The organism is Lewinella sp., from assembly GCF_050633125.1.
Taxonomy (GTDB): Bacteria; Bacteroidota; Bacteroidia; order Chitinophagales; family Saprospiraceae; genus Lewinella.
On record NZ_JBOEFX010000238.1, the window covers coordinates 1 to 623 of the forward strand.

Sequence of the window (623 nt, forward strand, 5' to 3'; positions counted from 1 at the left end):
CTGATGCCAAATGAAGGCGAAGGCTGTTCGATGGCTATTTGGGCCAGTGACTTTGAAGGTTCCCCAATCAGTGATTGTACGGGGCAAGGACCAGAACTGTTCAACGGTCTACCTCGTGTAACCAAGTACGCTATTTACCGCGCTGCTGACGTAGAAGCTGATCCTGACTTTGTACCAAGCCCTGATGATACCGGATTGGTATTGACCGAAGATGATGATCAGAACACGGTAGTTTATGTTTACGCCTTTGATGAAGAAGGTAACTACGATTACTGTGAGACCTACATCCTGGTACAACTACACACCACTTGTGGTGGTGAAGACGAAGGTACCATTGCAGGTATCATCATGACGGAAGATGCCGAAACGGTAGAAGGCGTAGAAGTGAGCATTAATGGCGGCATGACTGCCACGATGACCACGAATACGGACGGCACCTACAACTTCAGTAACCTGGCTTTAGGAGGTGATTACTCGGTAACACCTTACCTGAATACCAACCCACTGAACGGTGTGACCACCTTTGATATCGTTAAGATCTCCAAGCACATCCTGAACGTGGATGTACTGGATGGCCCATACCGCCGCATTGCAGCGGATGCCAACCGTAGTGGAACGATTAC

At 49.0% G+C, this 623-nt stretch carries 1 pseudogene; it reads left to right on the forward strand.

Features of this window, described 5'->3' with window-relative positions:
- Positions 1-623 (forward strand): annotated as a pseudogene (locus ACRBG0_RS28600) (hypothetical protein); the annotation flags it as partial.